This is a genomic window from Bradyrhizobium sp. Ash2021, from assembly GCF_031202265.1.
Taxonomy (GTDB): domain Bacteria; phylum Pseudomonadota; class Alphaproteobacteria; order Rhizobiales; family Xanthobacteraceae; genus Bradyrhizobium.
In genome coordinates, this window is the sequence record NZ_CP100604.1 from 6863217 (window position 1) to 6881104 (window position 17888).

Annotated in this window: 23 protein-coding genes; 4 read left to right on the forward strand and 19 right to left on the reverse strand. The window is 60.0% G+C overall.

All coding sequences use genetic code 11. The features are described from left to right. The first annotated feature begins 168 nt into the window (after positions 1-168). Positions 169-1275 carry an LLM class flavin-dependent oxidoreductase gene (locus tag NL528_RS33185; RefSeq protein ID WP_309178563.1) on the forward strand — a complete coding sequence of 369 codons (1107 nt, stop codon included), beginning with the start codon at positions 169-171 and terminating at the stop codon, positions 1273-1275. A gap of 25 nt (positions 1276-1300) precedes the next feature. Continuing rightward, positions 1301-2176, forward strand: a complete 876-nt coding sequence (locus NL528_RS33190) for a polysaccharide deacetylase family protein (protein ID WP_309178564.1) — start codon at positions 1301-1303, stop codon at positions 2174-2176. Between the two features lie 9 nt (positions 2177-2185). Here NL528_RS33190 and NL528_RS33195 read toward each other — a convergent pair whose 3' ends face one another. The 13 genes from NL528_RS33195 to NL528_RS33255 all read right to left on the reverse strand — a co-directional run bounded on the left by NL528_RS33195 (position 2186) and on the right by NL528_RS33255 (position 12745). Then, on the reverse strand, positions 2186-2794 hold the full coding sequence (locus NL528_RS33195; RefSeq protein ID WP_309178565.1) for a TetR/AcrR family transcriptional regulator: 609 nt from the start codon (positions 2792-2794) through the stop codon (positions 2186-2188). A 74-nt stretch (positions 2795-2868) separates the two neighbouring features. Beyond that, positions 2869-3423: a flavin reductase family protein gene (locus NL528_RS33200; protein ID WP_309178566.1), complete on the reverse strand. Its 555-nt coding sequence runs from the start codon at positions 3421-3423 to the stop codon at positions 2869-2871. Between the two features lie 9 nt (positions 3424-3432). Next, a complete protein-coding gene (locus NL528_RS33205) occupies positions 3433-4626 on the reverse strand; it encodes an acyl-CoA dehydrogenase family protein (RefSeq protein WP_309178568.1) in 1194 nt (397 codons plus the stop codon). Between the two features lie 138 nt (positions 4627-4764). Then, positions 4765-5640 (reverse strand): ABC transporter permease, encoded by an 876-nt coding sequence (locus NL528_RS33210; RefSeq protein WP_309178570.1) that lies wholly within the window; start codon positions 5638-5640, stop codon positions 4765-4767. After that, complete coding sequence (locus tag NL528_RS33215) at positions 5637-6470, reverse strand: ABC transporter ATP-binding protein (protein WP_309178572.1); 834 nt, start codon at positions 6468-6470, stop codon at positions 5637-5639. The genes NL528_RS33210 and NL528_RS33215 overlap by 4 nt, the downstream gene beginning before the upstream one ends. Further along, positions 6467-7513 (reverse strand): ABC transporter substrate-binding protein, encoded by a 1047-nt coding sequence (locus NL528_RS33220; protein WP_309178574.1) that lies wholly within the window; start codon positions 7511-7513, stop codon positions 6467-6469. The genes NL528_RS33215 and NL528_RS33220 overlap by 4 nt, the downstream gene beginning before the upstream one ends. Further along, positions 7513-8652: a 3-isopropylmalate dehydrogenase gene (gene leuB / locus NL528_RS33225; protein ID WP_309178575.1), complete on the reverse strand. Its 1140-nt coding sequence runs from the start codon at positions 8650-8652 to the stop codon at positions 7513-7515. Before leuB ends, NL528_RS33220 begins: the two co-directional genes overlap by 1 nt. Then, on the reverse strand, positions 8649-9284 hold the full coding sequence (gene leuD / locus NL528_RS33230; protein ID WP_309178577.1) for a 3-isopropylmalate dehydratase small subunit: 636 nt from the start codon (positions 9282-9284) through the stop codon (positions 8649-8651). Before leuD ends, leuB begins: the two co-directional genes overlap by 4 nt. A gap of 1 nt (position 9285) precedes the next feature. Further along, positions 9286-10674, reverse strand: a complete 1389-nt coding sequence (gene leuC / locus NL528_RS33235) for a 3-isopropylmalate dehydratase large subunit (protein WP_309185107.1) — start codon at positions 10672-10674, stop codon at positions 9286-9288. 448 nt (positions 10675-11122) lie between these two features. Then, positions 11123-11551 (reverse strand): GNAT family N-acetyltransferase, encoded by a 429-nt coding sequence (locus NL528_RS33240; RefSeq protein WP_309178578.1) that lies wholly within the window; start codon positions 11549-11551, stop codon positions 11123-11125. 464 nt (positions 11552-12015) lie between these two features. Next, positions 12016-12357: a phage terminase large subunit gene (locus NL528_RS33245; protein WP_309178580.1), complete on the reverse strand. Its 342-nt coding sequence runs from the start codon at positions 12355-12357 to the stop codon at positions 12016-12018. Beyond that, positions 12329-12577, reverse strand: coding sequence for a hypothetical protein (locus tag NL528_RS33250; RefSeq protein WP_309178581.1), 249 nt, complete (start codon positions 12575-12577; stop codon positions 12329-12331). The genes NL528_RS33245 and NL528_RS33250 overlap by 29 nt, the downstream gene beginning before the upstream one ends. Next, positions 12578-12745, reverse strand: a complete 168-nt coding sequence (locus NL528_RS33255; protein ID WP_309178583.1) for a hypothetical protein — start codon at positions 12743-12745, stop codon at positions 12578-12580. Between the two features lie 680 nt (positions 12746-13425). On the opposite strand from NL528_RS33255, the gene NL528_RS33260 reads away from it, so the two are divergent. Beyond that, positions 13426-13611 (forward strand): hypothetical protein, encoded by a 186-nt coding sequence (locus NL528_RS33260; protein ID WP_309178584.1) that lies wholly within the window; start codon positions 13426-13428, stop codon positions 13609-13611. 130 nt (positions 13612-13741) lie between these two features. Further along, entirely contained in the window at positions 13742-13966 is a 225-nt protein-coding gene (locus NL528_RS33265) for a hypothetical protein (RefSeq protein WP_309178585.1), read from the forward strand. A gap of 12 nt (positions 13967-13978) precedes the next feature. On the opposite strand, the gene NL528_RS33270 is transcribed toward NL528_RS33265, so the two are convergent. The 6 genes from NL528_RS33270 to NL528_RS33295 form a co-directional block, all read right to left on the reverse strand. Further along, positions 13979-14332 carry a phasin gene (locus NL528_RS33270; RefSeq protein ID WP_074278281.1) on the reverse strand — a complete coding sequence of 118 codons (354 nt, stop codon included), beginning with the start codon at positions 14330-14332 and terminating at the stop codon, positions 13979-13981. A 474-nt stretch (positions 14333-14806) separates the two neighbouring features. Further along, positions 14807-15010: a hypothetical protein gene (locus NL528_RS33275; RefSeq protein WP_309178587.1), complete on the reverse strand. Its 204-nt coding sequence runs from the start codon at positions 15008-15010 to the stop codon at positions 14807-14809. A gap of 192 nt (positions 15011-15202) precedes the next feature. Then, positions 15203-16336 carry an alpha-hydroxy acid oxidase gene (locus tag NL528_RS33280; protein ID WP_309178589.1) on the reverse strand — a complete coding sequence of 378 codons (1134 nt, stop codon included), beginning with the start codon at positions 16334-16336 and terminating at the stop codon, positions 15203-15205. Between the two features lie 96 nt (positions 16337-16432). After that, positions 16433-16561, reverse strand: a complete 129-nt coding sequence (locus tag NL528_RS33285; RefSeq protein WP_309178590.1) for a hypothetical protein — start codon at positions 16559-16561, stop codon at positions 16433-16435. Positions 16562-16594: 33 nt separating this feature from the next. Further along, positions 16595-16756, reverse strand: coding sequence for a hypothetical protein (locus NL528_RS33290; RefSeq protein ID WP_309178591.1), 162 nt, complete (start codon positions 16754-16756; stop codon positions 16595-16597). Between the two features lie 55 nt (positions 16757-16811). Beyond that, positions 16812-17831 (reverse strand): DJ-1/PfpI family protein, encoded by a 1020-nt coding sequence (locus NL528_RS33295; RefSeq protein ID WP_309178592.1) that lies wholly within the window; start codon positions 17829-17831, stop codon positions 16812-16814. Between the last annotated feature and the right edge of the window lie 57 nt (positions 17832-17888).

Genomic DNA, 17888 nt, shown 5'->3' on the forward strand with positions numbered 1-17888 from the left:
TAACCTCCCCCGGCGGGATATCGGCAGTTTCTTTGGATTAGACGGCGGCAACCTTTAAAGGTCAAGTTTGTTTATCGACCGATTATTTCGACTTTGGACTTGTCATCATGCCGCGAACGACGCACGTTTGCTGCCAAACAAAAGCCTGCCCTTGGGGGGGAGCAGACCATGAAACTCGGGTTTTTTACAATGCCGATCCATCCTGTCGACAAGGACTGGCGGCTGTCCCTCAAAGAAGACCGCGAAGCCTTTCTGCTGGCGGATGAGCTCGGGTTCACCGAGGCCTATGTCGGGGAGCACGTCACCGACAAGGCCGAAAATATTACTTCCTGCATCGCCTTCATCGCATGGCTCGCCGCAGCGACCAGGCAAATCAGGCTCGGCACCGGCACCATCAATATGCCGAACACGCATCCTGCCGCGCTCGCGGCTTCAATTGCGATGCTCGATCACATGCTCGACGGGCGCCTGATTTTCGGCATCAGCCCGGGCGGGCTAATGTCCGACGCGGAAGTTTTCGGCAATCTCGAAGCCGACCGTAACGCCATGTTTCTGGAAGCCATCAATCAGGTTCTGGCGATTTGGGCGAGCGAGCCGCCGTACAATCTGCAAGGCAAATACTGGAATATTTCGGTGCAGAAGAACCTGATCGAGGAGATTGGTCAGGGGTTCATTGCGCGTCCACTACAAAGACCCCATCCGCCGATCGTGGTGACGGCGGTGGCGCCATTCTCGAAAGGCGTGACGGAAGCGGCCGCGCGGGGCTGGGATCCTATCTCGGCGAATTTTCTGATGCCGGCCTGGGTGAAGAGCCATTGGCCGAAATACGTCGAGGGTTGCGAGCGCGCGGGCCGCACGGTGGATGCGGCGAACTGGCGTGTCGCCAAGAGCGTGTTCGTTGCAAAGGACGCCGCGACCGCAAAGGCCTATGCCACCGACCCGGACGGGCCGTATGTCTATTATTATCGCTCGCTGTTCACCAAGCTGAAGCGTGGCGGCCGCATCGAACTGTTCAAGACCCGCCGCGATCAACCCGATGAGGAAGTGACGCTGGAGTCCATCTGCGACAAGCTCATTATCCACGGCACGGCGGAGAGCGTCGCAGACCAACTACTGGCTTTTCAGCAAGAGGTCGGCACCTTCGGAACGCTGCTCTACGCCGGCAAGGATTGGAAGGATCGCGAACTTGGGCGCCAATCGATGATCCTGATGGCCGAAAAGGTCATGCCGCGAGTCGAGGCGGGCATGTCCGGCCGGGCCAAGGCGGCCGAATAGTCTTTCAATCCAGGGAAAACTTGCCGTGGCTCTCAGCGATCGTATCCCCTATCAAGCACAAATCGACCGGCCGAAGCTGACGCTTCCGGGTGGCAAGAAGCTCGCGGTATGGGTCATCCTCAATGTCGAGGAATGGCGGATCGAGAACGCGATGCCACGCACGGTGTTGAGCCCGCCGATGGGCCAGCCACTGTTGCCTGACGTACCGAACTGGTCATGGCACGAATACGGCATGCGCGCCGGTTTCTGGCGTCAGTTCAAGGCGTTGACCGACCGCAAGATGCCGGTGACGCTGGCGCTGAACGCCAATGTCTGCAACACCTACCCGCGTGTAGCATCTGCCGCGCTCGAAGCCGGCTTCGAATTCATGGGCCATGGGTTTGTGCAGGGCCCGATGCACAAGCTCGACAACCAGGCCGACGCGATCAAGCGATCGGTCGAGACCATCGCGAACTTTTCAGGCAAACCGCCGCGCTCATGGGAAAGCCCCGGCCTGACCGAGACCGCGGAAACCCTCGATCTCCTGCGCCTCAACGGTATCGAATATCTCGCGGACTGGGTGATCGACGATCTGCCGCAGGATATTGGGACACCCCACGGCACCATCACCACGATCCCCTATTCGGTCGAGACCAACGATATCGTCATCCATGCGCTGCAGCATCTGCCGTCCGAGCAATTCCTCAAGCGCTGCACTGATCAATTCGACCGGCTGTATCTCGAAGGCGCGTCGAACGCACGAATCATGGCGATTTCGATTCACCCGTATATTACCGGCGTGCCACATCGCATCAAATACCTGGAAGCCCTGCTCGACCACGTCATCGGCCATGACGGCGTGGCGCTGATGACCGCAAGCGAAATCGGCGACTGGTATCGTAGGGAGATGGGGAGGAAATAGCGTACCGGTCTATCCAACCACCTTCACTGGGGTGCGCCGGATGTAGGCCGAGGCCTCGGAAATCCGCTCAAAGCCGGCCAGAAAAACATCCAGCGCGTGACTGATCATCTGTTCCTTGTCTTCAAGCACGGGAGATTCATAGATATATTTGCGAACGCCGTAATAGAAGATTCCGCCGTGAAGCACCCAGGCCAGTTCGATCTCCGCCGCCGTTGGCTTGTTTTGCACGGCAAGTCCCACTTCATGGCGGCATTCCCTGATGATGCGGGTCAATATCTTGTCCTTGACCATGCCGACATACCAACGGTTGATGTCGAGGCCCTTCAAGCCCGAATAGAGATAGATGCGCAGCCATTTTCGGGTGAAGATCGCATCGGTATAGGCGCCATAGAACTCCCGCAACCGATCGCGGAGCGGCCGCGAGCGATCGCATAACAGCTTCTCCCAGCCGGTCTCGAGCGGATCGAGATAGACGGTGCGGTAAACTTCCTTGATCAGATCATCCTTGCTCGGAAAGTAGCGATAGAGCAGCGGTTGTGTCACGCCCAGCCTTCGTGCCAGCGCGCGAGTGCCGCCGCCAAACCCCTCTTCCGAGAAAAACTCGGTTGCCTTTGCCACGAACTCCTTGCGGCGATCATCCGGCGAAAGTCGCCTCTGCCTGACGTCCGCATGTTTGGGCGAGACCTTCCTGATCATGGGGATTTGATGCCGTCGCCGGTGAGAAATCGACCGAAGCCGCCGCGCGCAAACAATAACGGCTCCTGTCGATTATAAGCATAAGCCTCAACGGCACCCAGAAATATAATGTGGTCGCCACCGTAATACCTGTTGGCAGCGCGACACTGGAAATTGGCAACGCTGTCCGCAAGGACCGGCGCGTTGCCAAGCCCTGGTGTCCAACTCACGCCGGCAAATTTGTCATCCGACGATTTTGCAAATTGCGACGCCAGCGCCTGCTGAGACGCGCCGAGAACATTGACCGTGAAGTGGCTGGCGTTCTGGAAGATGGACAAGCCTTGCGAAAACATGCCGAGGCTCCACAGCACCAACGGCGGATTGAGCGACACGGAGGCAAACGAATTGCATGTCACCCCGTAAGGCTTTCCGTCAGCCGCCATCGCCGTAACGATGGTAACGCCGGTCGCGAAAGTGCCCAGCGCGTTGCGGAAATCGCGAGGATCGATTGCCGAGTTGTCGCTGGCGAATTCATTGGCTGGATCGGCCGGATGTTTCGGTGCGTCAGACATCCGCCGACCTCAAAGCGTCAAGTTTTCGGACGGCAGGCCAAGCGCCACGCGTCCATAATTGGTCCCCGCCGCGTCGAAATTGAACGCGAGGTGTGAATTCACCGCATGCGCATCGCGAAACTGCCGCTGCAGCGCACCCGACGTAAACAGGCTCCGTGCGCCACTCGCCGTAAACAGCAGCGACACCGCATCAGTGCAGAGATTGACCGAAAACGCACCGTCACGACGTAGCCTCGTCTTGGCGGCGATATCGGGAACATGGCCCCGCTTTGCATCCGCCATCGCCTCGATGCAGTTTGTACGCATGATGAGACGCGCTGCATCTATCTTGGCAGAGGCCTCGGCGATCTTGATCTGGGTGCTCTGCATGTCGCCGACCTTGGCGCGACTATAGGTCGAAGCGCGATGTCGAGCGATTTCGACATAGTCATCCAGACACGCTTGTGCGTTGCCAAGACCCACCCCGGACAGCACATAGGGAAACAACGAAAAAACCGGTAGAGCATAAAGCGCGTTCGGATTCACGGAACTACCCGGCGTCGGTCCGCCGGTCAGATCGCCGACCGCAATCGTCATCCGATCGGCAACAAATGCATCCACAACTCTGACATCGTTCGACCCCGTTCCCCGCAACCCCGTCGCGTTCCAGGTGTCGTTGATCTTGTAGTCGCTCTTGTTGAGCAGGAAAATCCGGTACTCGACGCCGTCAGCTTCATCTTCGGACCACACTACGCTGGCGAGCATATTCCATTCGCAGGACTCCACACCTGACGAAAACGGCCAATGGCCGTTCAGCGTATATCCACCTTCGACTTTCGTGGCCCGACCAGCCGCGAAGATAAAGGAGGACGCAATCAATGCGTCGGCGTCCTTGCTCCAGACCGCATCCTGCGCATGCCGATCGAACATTCCCAGCATCCAGTGATGGCTTGCGAGATTGGCAAAATTCCATGCCACGGAAGCATCGGCCTGCCCGAGCGCATTGGCGCAGTCGACCAACGCCACATAATCGAGCTCGGACCCGCCAACGCGTTTGGGCTGCACGATTCGGAACAAACCGGCATCGTGCAAATCGCGTTCAGTTTCTGGCGGCAGGCGCCGCAGGTCTTCGGTCTTGGACGCGCGCTCGCGCAATTTCGGGATCAGCGCCTCGGCACGCGCGACCATGGCAACATAGGTGTCTGTGCCCGGTCCCGCGGACATGCTTGCATCTGGCCTGCGGCCGTCCCCTGCCATTGGTGTTTCCTCGCTCGGCCCGGTCGTTGCGATCCGGATGTGGCCGACACTATCCCATCAGTCTATCGCCTGGTCACCAATGATCAAGGCATGCCGGAAACATGGTTACTCCGCCATATTGTGCTGCTGCCAGCGCAACAGATATGCCTGCAGCCGCCAGATCATCGCCGATAGCGCAACGCCGACCAACATCAGCACGATGACGGCGACCATCATGCCGGAGGCTTCCGCCCGTGCTTCGGACTCGATGATAAGGCGTCCGATACCGCGTTCCGCACCGATGAACTCACCGACAATGACGCCTATCAGCGCAAAGGATATCGCCGGAGACAGCGAGGCAAAAACCCAGGCCATGGTCGATGGAATCACCACCGTGCGGGTAATCTGCCATTCGCTGGCTCCCAATAGGCGCGCGGCGTTTATGTAGCCTTCGTCAATCGAGCGCGCCCCCTCGAAGGTGTTGAAGAACACCAGAAACACCACCACGATCCACGATGTCACGACCTTCGACGTGTCACCTATTCCGAACGCCAATACGATAATCGGCGCCAACGCGATGCGAGGAATCGAATTAACCGCAGTGATAAAGGGCTGAAAGATGTCGCTGAGCCGGTCCGAGCGCCCCAGCAGCAATCCCGCTGCAAAGCCCGACGACACGCCAAAGACAAACCCGAAAAAGGTGTTCTTCAGCGTAATGGCGGTCGCGATCCAGAGGTTGTTCTCGTTTCGCGCCATGCATTTGGCGAAGTCGCCGTTGAGCCAGCCGTTGAACATGCCCAGCTTGGACTTGAGGCAGCTCAGAATCAGGAAATGCTCGAAAATCTCCGATGGCTTCGACACAAAATAGGGATCGAGCAGGTCCGGAACCAGCGATGGAAATCTGGCATGCAGATCGTAGCCCCACTGCCATATCGACAGCACGGCAATGCAGATCGATATCTGCCATGCCAACGTGTTGGCGCGGTGTCGCGGCATCCTCATGGGCTACGCCCCTTGACGAACTCCTCGCCGAGCGAATGCCAGATGTGCTGGAACAATTCGGCGTAACGAGGCGTCTCACGCACCCTCACCGCGTCGCGCGGCCGCGCGAAATCCACATCGAACGTGTCCTTGATCCGGCCGGGACGCGCCGAGAACAGGATGATGCGGTCGGCTAGCGTCAGGGCTTCACCGAGGTCGTGCGTCACGAACAAGACGGTTTGCTGCTCGCGGTCCCAGATCCGCAGCAACACCTCATGCATATCGATCGTGGTATGAGTATCGAGCGCACCGAACGGTTCGTCCATCAGCAGGATCTGCGGCTCTACCACCAAGGTTCGCATCAGTGCCGCGCGCTGGCGCATGCCGCCCGAGAGGGTTGAAGGGTACGCCTGCTCGAAACCCTCTAAGCCCGCCTGTGCGACACAGGCGGCGACACGCTCCTTGCGCTCGGCGTCAGCGACGCCGGCAAGTTGCAACCCGTAGCCGATATTGTCGGCAACGGTGCGCCACGGAAACAGCGTATCGCGCTGGAACACGTAACCGACATTGGGCGTCGCCTTGCCGGCAACGACCGGTTTGCCATCAATCAGGATCTCGCCGCTGCTCGGCCTTACCAGCGTCGCGATCATATTGAGGATCGTGCTCTTGCCGGAGCCGGACGGGCCCAGCAACGCAACAAATTCGCCGCGCCGGACACTGAATGAAACATCGCGGACCGCCTCGATCGCGTTTCCCGCGAGCTGAAACGATTTGCTCAAGCCCCTGACATCGATGCGTTCGGCATCGGTAGACCGAGCAACGGACGTCGGAGACAGCGTCGGTATATTCAAGCGGGATATGCCTTTCGCGCCGCCTCGATGAAAGTCGGGCTGACGACTTCGGCAATCGTGAGCGGCTTGATCCCGGTCATTTCCCGGAACCAGACTTTTTGGCCGCGGGCGAAGCCCGCCGCATCGATGCTCGCCTCATAGTCAGCGACCTTTTGCAGCGCCGTGATTTCGAGGATATTGGCGGCGCGTGAAGTACTGCCAACATAAGGCTCGATCGCGTCGTAGATTTGCTCGGGCGTGTGTGTCTTGATCCATTGTGTCGCCCGCCAGATCGCCGTGACAAAGGCCTGCATCTTGGCCGGATCTTTGTCGATCGTCGATTGAAGAGTGAAATGTGATGTCACCGGAACCTTGCCGCCGATATATTTATTCCAGATCGTTTCGTCCGTTCCATCAAACAACAGAGTGCCCCAGCCCTGTTTCCTGGAATCGTTCAACAGCGACAGCGAACTCACGAGCACATCGACCTGCTTGGTCTTTAATGAACCCAGCATGGTGTCGACATTGCCGGTCCCGATCCATGTCACCATCTGATCGAGCCCCATCGTCTCCATGTAATAGGACGCCCAGACGTGGTTGGTGCCACCCAATGACGAAACCGAAACAATCGGCTTGCGTCCGTCCGGCCGTTTCCAGGTTGTCAACGCTTCGAGTGAATTGATACCCTGATCGAACAAATCCTTGCGAATAATGAACATCACCGAACTCGAACGGGTATCGACCGGCATCAGGACGCGCCCCGCACGACCGTGATTGCTGAGCTGCATTGGATGGGTAATATCGCCGATGCCGAGGTCACCTTGTGACGATGCAATGATCTCACGCGTCTTGACGCCGCTGCCGCCCTGTACCAGTTTGCAGTCGAGGCCGGCTTCCTTGAAGTATCCGACCCGATCCGCGATGAAGTGCGTCTGGTACACGGGGACCGCGACGGGATAGATCGCGCGACCGATCTTGTCTTCCGCTCTCGCCCTCCCCGCGGCCAGGGCGAAACCGCCGCCCGCGATAATCGTCAGTGCCGAACGCCTTGCAACATAGGCCATTATGCGTTCTCCCTCTCCCTGCCGGCGACCTTCTCAAGCGCGCTTAGCACCGCGTCTCCCATTTGGACTGTCGAGAGTTTCTTCGCACCCGGCTCGGCGATATCGGCGGTTCGTGCGCCGGCGGCCAAGGCCGCGTCTACCGCCTTCTCAAGCAAATCCGCATCCTCGGGCCGATTCAGCGTCATGCGGAGCATCATTGCGACACTCAAGATCGAGCCGAGCGGATTGGCGATGCCTTTGCCTGCAATATCGGGCGCGCTGCCGTGAACCGGTTCATACAACGCCTTGCGTCGGCCGAATTTGTCCACTGGACCAAGCGAAGCCGACGGCAGCATGCCGAGCGAGCCAGACGCCATCGCGGCGCAATCGGACAGGATGTCGCCGAAGATATTGCCGGTCACCATCACGTCGAACTGTGCGGGTTCGCGAACGATCTGCATAGCTGCGTTGTCGACATACAGATGGGTGAGCTCCACGTCGGAAAATTCTTCTCTATGCAAAGCGATAACTTCTTCACGCCATACCACACTGGTTTCAAGCACATTAGCCTTGTCCACCGAACAGACCTTGTTCCTGCGTGTACGCGCCAGTTCGAATGCCGACCGCGCCACGCGGCGAATTTGGTTGGTGGTGTATTGCTCGGTGTTGAAACCGCGCCGTTGCCCGTCGGCGAGCGTCTCGATGCCGCGCGGCTCTCCGAAATAGATGCCGCTGGTCAGTTCGCGAATGATGACAAAATCGACGCCTTTCAGCACATGCGCCTTGAGGGGCGCGGAATCCGATAGTGCCGGATTGGCAACGATGGGCCGCAAATTGGCGTAAAGATCGTATTTGCTTCGGAGCCCAAGCAAGCTGCCCGCCTTGCGCGCCGCCGCCGGCACCTCCTTGGTTTCGGGGCCACCGGTCGCGCCCCATACGATGGCGTCGGCCTCTTCCATCGCTTCGACAGTATCGTCCGGCAGCACCTTTCCGGTCGCCAGGTATGGGATGATGCCGTATTGCGCTTCGCGCATCGTCATGGGCACGCCACGTTTGGCGGTAAACCAGTTGAGAACCCGGTGCGACTGCGCCGTCACTTCGGGGCCGATGCCCTCGCCGCCGACTACGGCAACCTTGACCATGTTGGAGCGATTATTCATGCCGATTTCCTTGTAAAATGGATCCATGGCCGCGCCTCGCGGTCGGAGGCCTGGAAGGCCCGGATTTCGTCGTCACGCTGCAGCGTTAACGCAACTTCATCGAGCCCTCGTAAGAGGCCCTCGCGACGACGCGGATCGATCTCGAAACTGTGCTTCTTGCCCGTTGGCGAAGTAATCGTCTGCCCCTCGAGATCGATGCCAATCCGCCCTGCGCCTTGGGTGATCTCTATTTCCGCGGCAAGGCCGTCGACAATCTCCTTGTCGACGACGATCGGGAGAATTCCGTTCTGGAAGCAGTTCGCAAAAAAAATGTCGCCGAATCCTGACCCGATGATGGCACGAATGCCCATCTCCTGCAGCGACCATACGGCACCCTCACGAGAAGAGCCGCAGCCAAAATTCGGACCCGTGACGAGGATTTCAGCTCGTCGATAAGGTTCGCGATTCAGGATGAATTCAGGATTTTCCGAACCATCGGGCAGATAACGGAGCGCGCCAAAGGCCCATTTGCCCAGCGTCCCGCGGACGGAATTTCCAACCAGCCGCTCGATGCGGATGATAACGTCGGTGTCGATATTGCCGCGCATGATCGGTGCGGCGATCGCGGTCAGTTTGTTGAATGGCTTCGACATCTCAACGCTCCATCGTCCGCACATCGGCAATGGCACCGGCGATTGCGGCGGCCGCGGCCATCGCCGGGCTCGCCAGATGGGTCCGGGCCCGGGGTCCCTGACGACCGACAAAGTTGCGATTGGAAGTGGAGACCGAGCGCAGCCCGGGCGCAACGGTTTCGCCATTGGCGGCCAGACACATCGAGCATCCGGGCTCGCGCCATTCGAAGCCGGCATCGGTGAACAGCTTGTCGAGCCCTTCGGCGACCGCATCGCGCTTGACCGTCTCCGAGCCAGGCACGATCCAGGCCCGCACGCCCGCGGCAACCTTGCGGCCACGCGCGACTTCAGCTGCGGCGCGGAGATCGCTTAGGCGGCTATTGGTGCAGGAGCCGATGAAGACCCAGTCCACCGGTGTACCGGCGATGGCGGCACCCGGCTTCAAGCCCATATAATCCAGCGCGGTCTCGACCGCAGCGCGACGCGCAGGATCGTCAATTCCCTCGGGATCAGGAATGCGGCCATCGACCCCGATGACATGTTCCGGGCTAATGCCCCAGGTCACTTGCGGGACGATCTTCGTGACATCGATCACGACTTCCTTGTCGAAACCGGCGTCGGGGTCGCTCGGGAGCTCGCGCCACGCCTTGACGGCCCGCCCCCACATCTCGCCTTGGGGCGCATAGAGGCGCCCGCGCAGATACTCAAAGGTCTTCTCGTCCGGTGCCACCATGCCCATCTTGGCACCAAGTTCGATCGACAAATTGCAGATGGTAAGCCGCCCTTCGACCGGCATTTCGCACATGGCATTCCCGGCATATTCGACGGCATATCCGGTGCCGCCCGCAGCGCCGACCTGGCCGATCAGCGCGAGGATCAGATCCTTGGCCGTGACGCCGAGCGACAGCTTGCCTTCGAACCTCACGCGCATGGTTTTTGGGCGGCGCTGGATCAGTGCCTGAGTGGCCAGCACATGCGTCAACTCGCTTGAGCCGATGCCGAAGGCCAGCGCTCCCAGGCCGCCATGGGTGCAGGTATGACTGTCGCCGCACACGATCAGGCAACCCGGCAGGCTCAGACCAAGTTCAGGCCCGATGACATGAACGATCCCCTGCCCGGGCTCGTCGATATCGAACATCTGGATGCCGCTGGCAGACGTTTCCACCCGCAAGGCTGCCAGCAATTCCTGCCCGATCTTGATCGTACCCGCGCGTCCGCGCGCCGTCGAAATCGCATGATCCGGCGTTGCGAACGTTAGTTCCGCATTGTGAACGGAAAGGCCGCGACTTTTGAGATCAAGGAGCCCCCGCGACCCGCCCAGGTCGTGCAGCAGATGACGGTCAACATGGAGAAGATCAGTATCATCGCCAAGTCGCGCGATGACATGCTGATCCCATATCTTGGCCAACATGGTACGGCCGGAGCTTGCCAAGGCACGCCTCCCTTTGTTTTGACCCGGCAACCTTGGCCGCCCGGTCGCCGTTTTGTACGGCTTGTTGTTCAGGCATCAGCCCGCGCGCATCAAAGCATAATCGCCCGTACCTCGGCTAGGGTCGAAGGTGAAAGAGGCTGCTTGACCGGGCACGGACGCCGGCAGCCCTTGCCCCCGCCATGGACCCTGACCCGCCTCTGGCCGACACAATCCGATACCGGCTCCGCGCCGATGGCCGGATATGCCGGAACAGCATGAAACAGCTGTTCATGGCGCTGGTAACGCCATCGGCCATGCCGGTCCCCATAAACGAAAAAACGCCCGGCGGCCGTCAGGCCACCGGGCGAATTAAGGGATATCGGAGCACGCGGAACTTCCGTGCCTGATCCAGGAGTTCGTAGCTAGCGTGCTTGCTTCTGTTCAGCCCTCACCGGATAGCTTTGCGCCAATACAGCGTGTTCGGCCACGCCCAGGGATTTCGCGGCCGATATAGAAGATAGCCGGCGCGGATAAAGTTGTTGGCCGATGCCAGATTATCGGTCGTGTCGGAGACGACCGAGCTCCATCCATTCAATCGCCCACGCGCTTCCACGGCGCGCATCAAGCGCAATTGAAGCCGGTTTCCAGAATGCCTTTTCAATACGCCGACGCGGCAGAAATAGCCGGCATTACAAACGTGGGTCGAGGGAATGATACCCGCAAAGGCGACCGGCCCAGTCTCGTGAAGGGCGAGCCACCAATGCCCGTGATCGAATTCGGGAACGGGCGCGCCGTCAAAGAATGTCAACCGATGAAGTTCGGCTAGCGTCTCTGAAATGTCGTCGTCCTGCCCGTCGACCTCGCGAATCCGGTACATCGGTGACGCCCTAAACCTGAAATTTGTGTTGCCGGCCGATGGCGTTTGGTACACGATTTGCCGATGAACGTTCGCGATGCCACCCCGGAAGATGGTCTCGCTGCCTGCGAAGTCATGAGGCGGTCGATCGCGGAGCTGTGCGTCGCCGACCACAGGAATGACCCGGTAATTCTTGGAAGGTGGCTGAGTAACAAAACGCCGGAGATGTTCCGATCATCGATCAGGCCGGCTACCTGAGGCACCGCCTCGCTTTCTCGATTTCCTTCTCTGAAATGCCCTTGGCGCGCGCCCATGCTTCAACGGCTGCTTCGCCGTATTGGGCCACCGCCTTCCTGACAGCCCAGCAAGGGATGGCGTGCGCGGGGCATGACGCCAACAGCGCTACGACCAACACAACGACACGGATCATTTACCGAGAGTCGCCTTGACGCCAAGCCAGACCGCGCCGACGAAGCCCGTGACGATCACGGTAATAACCGCCTTGAAAGTGTAGCTCTGCATGCCGCGAAAGATAATGACGCCGTCCCCCTTGTTTCGATCTTGTCGCTGAACGGCTTGAAACCATTCGCGATCCCGAGCGAGGCGATCTTGCTTTCGATCAGGCATTTTGAAGATTGCGCCAGCGTCCGCTGCGCCTCGCGGATGCAGACCGCGAGAGTACCGCGTTCGGCTTGGCAAGTTTCCACCAGAAGCTCTCCGAAGAAATGGGATTTTCCGGAACCTCGACCGCCGTGCGCAGCCTTGTATCGCGCGGGCTTGAGCAGCGGCTCGAAAACTTTAGCGGTCTGGATTTTCAGGATGGACAATGACACGCTCAATTCGATGGATCAGTTCAAGCGCGCCGTCGTCACCGCTTTCCAGCGGTTGCGTCGCCTTGCCCCAGCCTCGGTCCAGAATGGCATTGGCCGCCGTAACGCGCGCGGCCGCGGTCGCATCCTTGCTGCGCATGATCCGGACCAGCACGTTGATTGCCGTCCTGGTGTGGCTACGCGCCAGCGAGCGAATTTCAGTGATGGTTTTCGCCATTTACTTCTCGTGCCAGTCCGGCTGGATATATTCGCACGGCGCCGTATCGTCCGCGCGATCCATGGTGGGATCGTCAGGCAGGGCCGAGCGAAACACGATGGTCGGAAAATCGGTCTGCTCGCGCCCATGCTTGGGGCGCGGGATGAACTGGATGATCTCCGCCGTCATGCGAGTGCCTCCCATGACGCGATGGCGATCAGGCCGGCCAACGCGAGCGATATCAGATATGCGGTCATCGGATTCCCCTCTGAATTAATGTGCGGCAGACCGCTCGCGTGCGATCGTTTGGGGCGCGAACCTTATCCCTGCGGGGCCGCGTGCGGACGTGAACTCCAGGTCCACGCCGCGCACCGGCACGTTCGCGCGTGCCGGCTAATCGGTGTTCAAGTGGAAGGCTCGGACGACGGCGCGCAGACGACGCTCAGGCGACGGGCATGGGAGATGTGGCGTCGTGACGTGCGGCCGCCGTCCGATTCGAAAATTCCAATGAAAAAGCCCGCGGCGGATTTCTCCGCGCGGGCTTCAGATGTTTTGCGATGATGACGGTATGCCCGTGATTTGCCCGACGTGTCAAATCTTTTTCGAAGGCGTCAACAAACTACGGAAAATGCGACGAAACAGGTTCGATAATTTGAAACTGTCTCTTCCGATAGGACCCCGACAAATAAAAAGCCCGCTGCCGATCTCTCGGCCCGGGCTGTATGATATCGGCGATCATGTCGGTGTGCCCCTGATTTGCCCGACAAGTCAAGTGGACATTTCCGGTTCGTCGCGCGGACATCGAAACAAGAATTGTTGGTCGCTTGGCAGCGGAGCCATCGGCCCGTCGGATCGCAAGGAGGCCGTTGATGTATTTCGCTGCTGTCGTGCTCGCGGTTTTATCAGGTCTGTTCTATGCCGCCAGCCATCACGAGATCGGCTCATTCGGTATCACGATGTGCCAATATGGCAGCCCGTTTTGCGACAATCCTCTTCTCGTGTTCGTTGGCGCCTGTCTTGCCGCGCTTTGGGGCGCATTCGTCAGCGTGCGCTGAAGCGCTCCCGAGCCCCGAAACTTTCGCGATGATGGCGTTATGCCCGTGATTTGCCCGACGTGTCAAACGCCGGCGTACGGATTCCCCCGCAGCTTGGCTTTGAAGGATTTCTTTCGAATAATTCCGCTCCATGTTGGCGGAGCGCGCAATCGATACCGCGACCGACGTATCGCGAACGATCACCGAAATGTCTGCTGGGCCTCAGGCTGCGGTCGATCGTCCGAGTGAAACGATCGTAACGGCGCGGCGACCGGGAAAACCGCTTGCCACCATAAGCGCGATCACGCGGGAAGCGCCGCTGGCGAGCCTGTTCGTCGCCTTTCTGTTCGGCGTCGCGGTAGCGCGCCGGCGCTAACGATCGCGTTCGTCAGAACTTGCCCTTTGTTGCGTCCTTGGCGGCCGACATGACGTCGCCCGTGATCTGTCGCATATGTTCGCCGGCGTTGGTGAACTGGCTGCGCAAAAATTCCGACTGGATCCGCATTGCTTCCTGCAGGTCCGTCGCGTGGACCAGCTTTCGAGCATGCTCGAACGCTGCCTTCATATTCTGTTCGGTGAACGAGAGCGCCTGCCTGGAAATCTCGGTTCCCGGGCCCGGCATCGACGTCATCGATTTGCCGGCGGCGTCGAAAAACATGCCAAACGCCTTTTCCGCCTGATCAATGGTCTTTTCGGCCAGATCGCGCAGTTCCGCCGGAACTTCAATTTTCGGTTCAATCATGATCGCTTTCTCCAATGTCGTGCCGGACGTTAGCATACATCCGGACGGCGTCTGTGCAGTATTGGCCGATGCGACCGGTCCGGGGAAGCCTCCGGCCGGCCTCCGTCGACCCCTCACAAGGGAATTATTTCCTTGGCATTGCCATACTCATACGGAAGCCGCGCCCGATTCCAATGATGTCAGCAATATGGCATACTGATTCGCGGCTTGGGCCGATAGTCTGTGGCGTTGCGTCTCTTTTGGAGACATTGGGGATACGATGCTGCAAACATTCCGGCCGACACCGACATGCACGCGCTTTCAAACCAGTATAGAAATGCCCTGCATGAAATGCGGCGCGCAGATGAGACTGGCCCTGATCGAGCCGCGCGATCAAAGCTATGATGTGCTGACCTACCGATGCACTCCCTGCAATTCCGGTGAGAGCTTCCTGAAGGCACGCTAGATCGGATTTTCCGATCACCGACGCCGATATTATCCGTTCAGTACGGCCGTTCCCGCCTGCGTCAGCACAGGCCCCTCATCGCGCAGCTCAATCAGACCGAGGTCGGTCAGAACGCGCAAATCCTCGATGCTGACAGGCGACATTTTCAGCCGGCGGGCCTGAATGTCGCGCAGTGTCCAGCGAAGATCGATAGCTCTTTCGAGGCTTAATTCAGTGAAGGGATTGTCCACCATTCGCTTCGACTAGTGGGGCATTTCGCTCAGATTTTGTCTTCGCGGCGGCGGAATTTTGCAAGCGCCGGATCATGCGAAGTTGTCACCGGGTTCCTTCAAACCGATACCAGGGACTGCAGCGAAGACCGGACATCGGCGGCTTCAATGCATGAGGCCGTCCGACCAAGCCGGTTGGCTCTGAAGTCGCCGTCCTCAATAGCGATACGGTTCGATATCGAGCAGCGGGAAGGCACTGAAGACGCTCGGCAGGTTGGTCGGGGTCGCCGCGTGCAGATAGGACTTGTTAAGTTCGGCAAAGCTGGTGACTCCCAGCAGTCCCAGGCACCGGAGCACTTCATCCTCGAGCAATTCCAGCATTCGCACGATGCCGGCTTCGCCCGCCGCGGCAAGCGCCCAGCATTGCAGTCGGCCGATGCCGACCAGATCCGCGCCGGATGCGATCGCTTTCACGATGTCGGTGCCGCGGCAGACCGAGCCGTCGACCATGATCTTGGCGCGGCCTGCGACTGCCCGAACGATCTCAGGCAGCACATGCATCGAGCCGCGGCCGTGGTCGAGCTGACGTCCGCCGTGGTTCGACACATAGATCCAGTCCACCCCATGGTCGAGCGCGATGGCCGCGTCCTCTGCGGTGGCGATCCCCTTGAGCACCAGCGGGATCTTATACTTGTCCTTGATCAGTTTCACGGTGCGCCACTCCAGCCCCTTCTGGAAGTCGCCGCCGGTGGCGCGAATGCGGCTTTCGCGGACGTACCGCTTGGCGATGTCGCGCTCCCGCCGGCTGTAATGGGCGGTGTCGACGGTCAGACAGAACGCCGTATAGCCGTTGGCGATGGAGCGGCTGACCACGTCTTCGACGAAGGCATCATCGCCGCGGACATAGAGCTGATAGATGCGCAACGCATCGGGCGCGGCATTTGCGGTATCCTCAAGCCCCGGCTCGGACACCGAACTCAGCATATGCGCGGCGCCGAACCTGCCGGCTCCGCGCGCGACGGCCGCGCCGGCGCCGGGATCGAAAATCTCAAGCGCGCCAACCGGTGCGATCATCACCGGCAAGCGCAATTTGCGGCCGAACAGGTTCGCCGACGCGTCGACCTGGGCAACATTGCGCAGCACGCGCGGCCGGAACGCAATTTCGTCGAGCGCCATGCGGTTGCGGCGCATGGTGGTCTCGGTCTCCGAGGCGCCGACGATGTAATCCCATGCGTTCTGGTTCAGCCGGGCACGGGCTTTCCGCACGAATTCGTGGAGATTCTGGAATTCTTCGCCGCTGGCGCCGAGTTCGATGTTTCTCGCGGGCCGGATGGGGGTCCCGTCATTCATGGTGCTTCTCTCCCGTTTTGGCGGCACATTAGCCGCAGATAAACGGGAAAAGCTACCGCCTTGAACGGGTGAATCCGGCGCAGAAACGGAGGGCTGCTATTCGCCAGCGAGGTGCATCGGCGCGGCGTGGAAAATTCCCTCGCCCGAGACCTGGGAAGCGATCAGGAATGCCGCCATGACGGCCGGGACGCTGATGAATCTCAGGAATTGATCAATCGAAAGCATTGCTGTCGTCCCCAAGGCGCTTCAGAGGCGAATTTAATTCGTCCCTTGCGTCATCTGCTGATCGCCCAAGAAAAGCTGGTCGGTATAGGCCGCCCCGGAAATCGTAAGCAGCGCGAGAAGCGAAATGACGGCCAGCATTTTCATGAGGCCAGCGTCGGGTTCGATTGCGGCCAAAAAGGCCTGAGCTTGGCGCATTTTCCGGACCAACACAGGGGAACTTCGTGGCCGCGGGCGCGGCGCCCCCTACCGTTCAGCCGCCCGAAAAGCGATTTCGGTACTCTGTGGGCGATACGCCGAGGTGCCGCAGGAACGCCCGCCGCATGCGCTCGTCGTCGCCGAAGCCGGCGCGTTTGGCCACCTCCACCACACCGCCGATTTGCCTGCTTTCCAGCAACAACCGCGCAGTTTCGACACGCAACGCCTCGACGCCGCTCGCCGGCGTCATGCCGGTACGGCTGGCGTAAGTGCGGGCGAAGGTCCGGGGCGTCATCCCGGCCTTTTCAGCGAGCGTCTCGACCTTGAGATCGCTTGCGATGTTTTCGATGATCCAGGCGTGCAGTGCACTAAAACGCCCTTCGACGTCGGAGGCCTGCGCCGCGAGCACGGTAGAAAACTGGCTCTGACCGCCAGGCCGCTTCAGAAAAACCACCAGTCTGCGCGCGACGTCGAGCGCGGTGGTATGGCCGAAATCCTCCTCGATCATGGCCAGCGCCAGGTCGATGCCGGCGCTGACACCGGCCGATGACCAGACCCGTCCGTCCTTGACGAAGATCGCATTCGGCTCGACGCGGATGTTGGGGAAGCTGTCCTGCAGTCTCGGGCAATAGCGCCAATGGGTCGCGGCGCGCTTTCCATCCAGCACGCCGGTCCAGGCCAGCGCGAAAGCCCCGAGGCATACCGAGGCGACGCGGCGTGCCTTGGGCAGCGTCTGCGCAATCCACTTCATCAACTGGGCGTCTTTGCGCATTTCCCAGATGCCGGGGCCGCCCGGGATCACCAGCGTATCGACCTGGTGCGGCCGGACGCTGTCGATCGGCGCGGTGTCCACCATCATGCCGACGTCTGTCGGCACCAGCCCGCCCGAGGTCGAGAGATATGACAGCGAATAGCCGGGGCCGGGTAGTTCGATCGCCTGCAACTCGGCGAACACCTGCGCCGGCCCGGAGATATCGAGCAGGGTTACTCCGGGGAAGGCGACGATCGCGATGCACCGCGTCAGCGTTTCTTCGCGCGGGTCGGGACGGCGGGATTTGGCAGATTTCGAGGGCATATTGTCCTTTAAGCCATTCGAGCCTCGCCTGTATAGCTCACGATGGGTAACTGGAGT

Bases quoted from the DNA above. Each gene is read 5' to 3' on its own strand.
- NL528_RS33185 (WP_309178563.1), top strand. From the start codon at position 169: ATGAAACTCGGGTTTTTTACAATGCCGATCCATCCTGTCGACAAGGAC.
- NL528_RS33265 (WP_309178585.1), top strand. From the start codon at position 13,742: ATGTTGGCGGAGCGCGCAATCGATACCGCGACCGACGTATCGCGAACG.
- NL528_RS33275 (WP_309178587.1), bottom strand. From the start codon at position 15,010: ATGGTGGACAATCCCTTCACTGAATTAAGCCTCGAAAGAGCTATCGAT.
- NL528_RS33270 (WP_074278281.1), bottom strand. From the start codon at position 14,332: ATGATTGAACCGAAAATTGAAGTTCCGGCGGAACTGCGCGATCTGGCC.
- NL528_RS33240 (WP_309178578.1), bottom strand. From the start codon at position 11,551: ATGTACCGGATTCGCGAGGTCGACGGGCAGGACGACGACATTTCAGAG.
- leuB (WP_309178575.1), bottom strand. From the start codon at position 8,652: ATGAATAATCGCTCCAACATGGTCAAGGTTGCCGTAGTCGGCGGCGAG.
- NL528_RS33260 (WP_309178584.1), top strand. From the start codon at position 13,426: ATGTATTTCGCTGCTGTCGTGCTCGCGGTTTTATCAGGTCTGTTCTAT.
- NL528_RS33250 (WP_309178581.1), bottom strand. From the start codon at position 12,577: ATGGCGAAAACCATCACTGAAATTCGCTCGCTGGCGCGTAGCCACACC.
- NL528_RS33205 (WP_309178568.1), bottom strand. From the start codon at position 4,626: ATGTCCGCGGGACCGGGCACAGACACCTATGTTGCCATGGTCGCGCGT.
- NL528_RS33290 (WP_309178591.1), bottom strand. From the start codon at position 16,756: ATGCGCCAAGCTCAGGCCTTTTTGGCCGCAATCGAACCCGACGCTGGC.
- leuC (WP_309185107.1), bottom strand. From the start codon at position 10,674: ATGTTGGCCAAGATATGGGATCAGCATGTCATCGCGCGACTTGGCGAT.
- NL528_RS33210 (WP_309178570.1), bottom strand. From the start codon at position 5,640: ATGAGGATGCCGCGACACCGCGCCAACACGTTGGCATGGCAGATATCG.
- NL528_RS33255 (WP_309178583.1), bottom strand. From the start codon at position 12,745: ATGACGGCGGAGATCATCCAGTTCATCCCGCGCCCCAAGCATGGGCGC.
- NL528_RS33220 (WP_309178574.1), bottom strand. From the start codon at position 7,513: ATGGCCTATGTTGCAAGGCGTTCGGCACTGACGATTATCGCGGGCGGC.
- NL528_RS33280 (WP_309178589.1), bottom strand. From the start codon at position 16,336: ATGAATGACGGGACCCCCATCCGGCCCGCGAGAAACATCGAACTCGGC.
- NL528_RS33285 (WP_309178590.1), bottom strand. From the start codon at position 16,561: ATGCTTTCGATTGATCAATTCCTGAGATTCATCAGCGTCCCGGCCGTC.
- NL528_RS33295 (WP_309178592.1), bottom strand. From the start codon at position 17,831: ATGCCCTCGAAATCTGCCAAATCCCGCCGTCCCGACCCGCGCGAAGAA.
- NL528_RS33200 (WP_309178566.1), bottom strand. From the start codon at position 3,423: ATGTCTGACGCACCGAAACATCCGGCCGATCCAGCCAATGAATTCGCC.
- leuD (WP_309178577.1), bottom strand. From the start codon at position 9,284: ATGTCGAAGCCATTCAACAAACTGACCGCGATCGCCGCACCGATCATG.